This window comes from Gryllotalpicola sp. CP2-P1 (assembly GCF_057512245.1).
On sequence record NZ_JBLRDT010000189.1, the window covers coordinates 1 to 4788 of the forward strand.

At 71.7% G+C, this 4788-nt stretch carries 3 protein-coding genes and 1 pseudogene; 1 reads left to right on the top strand and 3 read right to left on the bottom strand.

The annotated features are described in order from the left end of the window. Positions 1–219: 219 nt before the first annotated feature. The 3 genes from ACM2XV_RS12365 to mtrA are packed head-to-tail and all read right to left on the bottom strand — an operon-like array spanning position 220 to position 4263. Positions 220–1923: an LpqB family beta-propeller domain-containing protein gene (locus ACM2XV_RS12365; RefSeq protein ID WP_487027136.1), complete on the bottom strand. Its 1704-nt coding sequence runs from the start codon at positions 1921–1923 to the stop codon at positions 220–222. Further along, positions 1920–3545, bottom strand: coding sequence for an MtrAB system histidine kinase MtrB (gene mtrB / locus ACM2XV_RS12370; protein ID WP_487027137.1), 1626 nt, complete (start codon positions 3543–3545; stop codon positions 1920–1922). The genes ACM2XV_RS12365 and mtrB overlap by 4 nt, the downstream gene beginning before the upstream one ends. Positions 3546–3579: 34 nt before the next feature. Continuing rightward, positions 3580–4263, bottom strand: a complete 684-nt coding sequence (mtrA, locus tag ACM2XV_RS12375; protein WP_344775089.1) for an MtrAB system response regulator MtrA — start codon at positions 4261–4263, stop codon at positions 3580–3582. 64 nt (positions 4264–4327) lie between these two features. Here mtrA and ACM2XV_RS12380 point away from each other — a divergent pair. Further along, a pseudogene (locus ACM2XV_RS12380) lies at positions 4328–4788 on the top strand (hypothetical protein); the annotation flags it as partial.

Sequence of the window (4788 nt, forward strand, 5' to 3'; positions counted from 1 at the left end):
GCCCAGGCATCCAGCACCGCTTCGCGCACGCGCTCCCACATGGCACGCGATCCTGCCCCATCTGCTCCGCCGCCGCGCGCCCACACCGTTCCCCTGTGGAAAGCCCCTTCGGAGCTCACGCGAGACGACCGCAGGTGCCGCAATGCGGCGCCAGAGCGACATGTGGCGTCGTCTCGGCGGAGGGGGCCGCGCTCATGCGGCGGCTGGCGAGCGCCCGCCCTAGGAGCGGCCCTGCTGGGTCGCGAGCACCTCGACGTCAGTCGCGGTCGTCTGCCAGCCGTTGCCGGCCGGGCTCTCGAGCGCGCCGCCCGAGGTGAGCACCCAGAGCTCCGACGACGGGTTGCCCGCGGCGATCACCGTGCCGTCGGCGGGTCCGGCCGTCGGGTCCGAGAGGGTGCCGCCCAGCTGCTGGGTCACGATCGCGGTGCCGCCCTGGGGGCTGACGCCGAGCACGGCGACGGAGAGCTCGTCGCTCCACGCCAGGCTGATGCCAGAGGAGAGCCCCAGCCCGCCAAGGTCGACCGGCTCGCCGATGCGGGTCGGGTGGCCCGTCGAGTCGCGCACGATGCCGGCGACCATGAGGTGCGACTGCCCGTCGCTCGTTCCGATCAGGGCGGCGAGCCGGGTGCCGTCGCGCGAGATCGCGAACGAGAGCAGCTGGCGCGCATCGGGCCAGGCGGCCTTCAGCGACGCGGTGGCGCCGTCACCCGCCGAGACCGCGAAGTCGGCCCTGGCGTCGCGGGTCGCCGACCACACGATGCCCCGACTGTCGATGGCCGGGGCGATGAGGCCGTGCCGCGTGTCGATCTTGACCGGGTTCTCGAGCGCCGCCGACACGGCATACGCGGCGCCGCCCGCGAGCGCGGCCGCGGCCGCCCCGTTCGCACTCACGGTCGCGGCCGTCGGGTGCAGCGCGACGAGCTGGTCGGCGACGCCGCCGAGGGAGACGACCGATTTGCCCGAGAGGAAGCCGAACTTGCCGCCCTTGAGCACGAGGGGGCTCGAGACGACGGGCGGGTCCTGCACGGCATCCGTCGCCCCGCTCACGTTCTGGTTCACGCCGCCGATCGAGAGCGTGACGGAGGACGCGCTCGTGCCGAGGCTCTCGGTCAGCTGCTCGTCCATGCGGTTCACGGTCGGCTCGTCGGCGCCCGCCGCGACGGCGTTGAGCGCGACCTGCGCCGCCCCGCCCGTGACCACGACCGAGCCGCTCGCGAGCTGGGTCCCCTTCGGGAAGGCGGTCACGACGGCATCCTGCAGCCACGGCGACGGCCCCGCGAGCAGCGCCTTCGCGATGCGGGTCGCGATCGTCGTGCGCGAGGAGGGGAACCAGCGCAGGTCGGGCACGAGGAAGCGGTAGTCGGGGCTGTAGAAGTAGAGCGGATGCGGGCTGAAGACGTTCTGGAACTGGTCGGAGTCGATGACGATCCCCGACGGGGCGTCCGAGATGCGCCACTGCCCGTGCTCTTTGACGAAGGTGTACCTGAGCGGCACGGGCGCCTGCGAGTCAGCTGCCCGGTAGTTGCCGCTCTGGTCGATGAACGCCGAGGGCGTGATCTGCAGGTTCAGCTCTGTCGAGTTCACGCGCTGCGGCTCGCGGCGCAGCGCCGCGCGGTCGACCGTCACCGAGGCGTCCGGATTCCACTGGCTGCGGAACGACGACGAGAGGAACTCGCGGGCGATCTGGTAGCCCGTCTCGGGGCTCACCGCCGCCTGGATGAACCCGTTCAGGATCTGCGCCTGCGTCTCGCCGTCGCCCGGGCCGAGCGGGTGGTAGTCGACCTGACCGAACGGGTTGTCCTGCGCGGACACCGGCCCGCCGCGGGTGACGGGCCCCTCGCGCGGGATCGTGGCGCAGGCGGCGAGAACGGATGCCGCGAGCGCGGCGACCACGACGAGAAGCGCACTGCGCCAGCGCCTCATCGGCTCACCTCCTGGGGGTCGGCGGGCTGCAGCGGAATCGGCGACTCGCCGATCGCCCCGCCACGGCGCCGCGGCAGAGTCAGGCGGAAGCAGGACCCCTCGCCCGGCCGCGACCAGACGTCGAGCAGACCGCCGTGCACGAGCGCGTCCTCCTGCGAGATCGCGAGGCCGAGCCCCGTGCCGCCGATCGTGCGGCGGCGCGAGGGGTCGGCGCGCCAGAACCGGTCGAACACGTGCCCCACCTCGCTCTCGCTCATGCCCATGCCGTGGTCGCGCACGGCGAGTGCGACGGCGCTGCGGTTGCTGTCGACGATCACCTCGATCGGCTTGCCCTCGCCGTGCTCGATGGCGTTGCCGATGAGGTTGCGGATGACGCGGCGGATGCGCCGGGCATCCACCGGCACTTCGGCGTAGCCCCCGGGCGCCGACAGGCGCAGGGTGGTCCCATTCGCCTCGGCGAGCGGCTCGAACTCGTCGATCGCGTCTTCGGCGAGTCTCACGAGGCTCGTCATCTCGATCTCGAGCGAGACCGAGCCCGCGTCGTAGCGGCTTATCTCGAGCAGGTCGGACAGCAGCAGGTCGAAGCGCTCGACCTGCGCGTGCAGCAGCTCGGCGGTGCGCATCGTCGACTCGTCGAAGTCGCCCTTGCGGTCGTGGAGGTGCTCGGAGGCGAGGCGGATGGTGGTCAGCGGCGTGCGCAGCTCGTGCGAGACATCCGAGACGAATCTCTGCTGCAGCTGCGAGAGGGTCGCGAGCTGCGTGATCTGCCGCTGCAGGCTGTCGGCCATCGCGTTGAACGAGCGGGCGAGCGACGTGAACACGTCCTCGCCGTTCTCGGGGATGCGCACCTCGAGGTCGCCGGCTGCGAGCCGCCGGCTGGTCGCCGCGGCGAGCTGGATCGGCGCGACGACGAAGCGCACGACGACGAAGGTCAGCGCACCGATGAGCGCGATCAGCGCGATGCCGGCGAGCACGAGGGTGCGCTGCACGAAGTTGAGCGTCTGCTCGGCATCGCTCAGGTCGTAGCCGAGGAAGAGCTGGTACGTGCCCGCCGTGGGCAGCTGGATCTGCGTGCCGACGATGACCCCCGGGTGCGTGCTGGTGCGGGAGCCGCTGTCCACGGGCAGCGCGACCGATTGCGAGTAGAGCGTGTCGGCGGACTTCGCCACCGCGTCCGAGAGCTGCCGCGAGATCAGGCTCTGGCTCATGCCGCCCACCGTGTAGTCGGTGGGGGCCTGCGGGTCGGCGGCCTGGCCGGGCTTGCGCACGAAGGCGAGCATGCGGCTCGAGGAGGCGCCCTGCACGACGGACTTCACGGCCTGGCCGAGCCCCAGGACCGTGGCCGGGTCGCTGGCATCGGTCGCGTCGAGGCTCGACTGCACCTGCTGCTGCGCACGGCCCGCGTCGTGCAGCGCCTGATCGAGCCGCGACTTGTAGAGGTCGTTGCCGACGGAGTACGAGATGACGAGGCCCGTCACGAGAATCGCCACGCCCGAGAGCAGGATCGTGATGGCGACTGTGCGGAACTGCAGCGAGCGCGCCCACGCGCGAGCGATGCGCGCCGGCCATTCGGACGGGCGGCGCCACCACCCGCCCGTCACGCGCAGCGCCGCCGTTGTCATGGGTGGATTGTAGGAAGCTCTGCTGGGGCCGCCGCTAGGCGGTGAGGCCCGCGCGGTAGCCGACGCCGCGCACCGTCTGCACGATGCGCGGGTTGTCGGGGTCGTGCTCGACCTTGGCGCGCAGCCGCTGCACGTGCACGTTCACGAGCCGCGTGTCTGCCTTGTAGTGATAGCCCCAGACCTGCTCGAGCAGCATCTCGCGCGTGAACACCTGCTGCGGCTTGTTCGCGAGCGCGAGCAGCAGGTCGAACTCGAGCGGGGTCAGATTGATGCGCGTCTCGCCGCGCCGCACCTCATGCGCGGCGACGTCGATGACGAGGTCGCCGACCTGCACCGACGGCGTCGCCGGGCCGGCACTCGAGGGGCGCAGGCGGGCGCGCACGCGGGCCACCAGCTCTTTCGGGTTGAAGGGCTTCACCATGTAGTCGTCGGCGCCGGACTCGAGACCGCGCACGACATCGGCCGTGTCGGACTTGGCCGTCAGCATGATGATCGGGATGCCGGAGAAGGAGCGGATCCGCTCGGCGACCTCGATGCCGTCGAGCCCCGGCAGCATCAGGTCGAGCAGCACGAGATCGGGCGCCGCCTGCCGGAAGGCCTCGACCGCCTGGGCGCCGTCTGCGCAGAACACGGGGTCGAAGCCCTCGCTGCGCAGAACGATGCCGATCATCTCCGCGAGCGCCGTGTCGTCGTCGACAACGAGGATTCGTGTGGTCATTTGTCCCCAGATCACGCCGGAGAATTCGGGTCTCCGGGCTCTTCGGTTCTCTAGGTTAGTGGTTATGAGCGATCAGACCGGCTGGCGGCCACCCCAGTACGGGGCTGCGCCGGCCTGGGCGCCGCCGCCGAAGCCGGGGCTCGTTCCGCTGCGGCCGCTCACCTTCGGCCAGCTGCTCGGCACGCCGTTCCAGGTGCTGCGGCGCAACACCGGCGCCCTGTTCGGGGCCGCGGTGCTCATCCAGGTGCTCGTCGTGATCGGCTCGCTGCTCGTGGTCGGCAGCGCGACGGGCTGGTTCCTCTACCGCGCGGCGCACGCGACGGATGCCGACAGGGATGCCATCGAGGCGGGCGGCGTCGCCGCCGTGATCGTCGCGGCGCTCGTGGCGGTGGCGTTCAGCGTGATCGCGAGCGGTGTGCTGCAGGGCATCGTCGTGATCGACGTCGCGAACGGCGTGCTCGGCCACCGGCCCCGCGCCGGCCAGCTGTGGCATGCGACCAGGGGGCGGCGCTGGGCGCTCGCCGG

Excerpts from the sequence above, each read along its gene's own strand:
- ACM2XV_RS12365 (WP_487027136.1), bottom strand. The coding sequence starts at position 1,923 with ATGAGGCGCTGGCGCAGTGCGCTTCTCGTCGTGGTCGCCGCGCTCGCG.
- mtrB (WP_487027137.1), bottom strand. The coding sequence starts at position 3,545 with ATGACAACGGCGGCGCTGCGCGTGACGGGCGGGTGGTGGCGCCGCCCG.
- mtrA (WP_344775089.1), bottom strand. The coding sequence starts at position 4,263 with ATGACCACACGAATCCTCGTTGTCGACGACGACACGGCGCTCGCGGAG.